The sequence below is a fragment of the Mesorhizobium sp. M7A.F.Ca.ET.027.02.1.1 genome, assembly GCF_004022985.1.
GTDB lineage: Bacteria > Pseudomonadota > Alphaproteobacteria > Rhizobiales > Rhizobiaceae > Mesorhizobium.
Window position 1 is genome coordinate 1 of sequence record NZ_RZOL01000885.1, and the last position, 659, is coordinate 659.

The window sequence follows — 659 nt, forward strand, 5'->3', positions numbered from 1 at the left end:
GGAATGGGTTGGGCCTGAGAGGCGCCGGCCTTGGCGGATCAAATCCACCACACAGGCATCCTACCATTACCCGCCGCGCCGATAATTCCGTGATCGCGCCAGTATCATCAAGCCGCCCCGTCTGTTTGCACGTTCGGCGAACGCTCAACAACACGACTTGACGGCCTGTGTCAGGCGTCTGAAAAGGGCTGGCCTGCGGACGTGGCGGAATTGGTAGACGCAAGGGACTTAAAATCCCTCGATCTCTGATCGTACGGGTTCGATTCCCGTCGTCCGCACCACCTTTCTCTCTTCGAGCTTCGGGTGGCGGGCCACCTGAAGCTCGAAGAGCGAAGGAGCGTCCTCCGAAGCCTTGGCGAAGGAGGACCGGTTCGAATTTTATCCGTTCAGGCGCACCAATTTCACCAGCCACGGCTTGTTGGCATCTCTACGCCTCGAACACTTTCTGTGTGAACCATTCCGCCAGCCTGGCAAGTTCCGGCCCCAGCACACGATCGGCGCCGACAGGCGGCACGATAGCTCTGATTTGATCGACGAAGGAGCGCAGTGCTGGCGGCGGCGTCCGTTCGGTGACGTGCAGCGCCTGCGAGGCGATCATCGCCAGCATCGCCATGGCGGCATCGACGCAGCGGCCGGCGGTTGCCTCCTTGGTCCATGCG

Annotated in this window: 1 tRNA gene and 1 pseudogene; one reads left to right on the forward strand and one right to left on the reverse strand. The window is 61.5% G+C overall.

Annotated features, from left to right (window positions below):
- The first annotated feature begins 195 nt into the window (after window positions 1-195).
- Window positions 196-281: transfer RNA gene (locus tag EN749_RS36810), tRNA-Leu, on the forward strand.
- Between the two features lie 146 nt (window positions 282-427).
- Here the strand turns inward: EN749_RS36810 and EN749_RS36815 are convergent.
- A pseudogene (locus EN749_RS36815) lies at window positions 428-659 on the reverse strand (histidine ammonia-lyase); the annotation flags it as partial.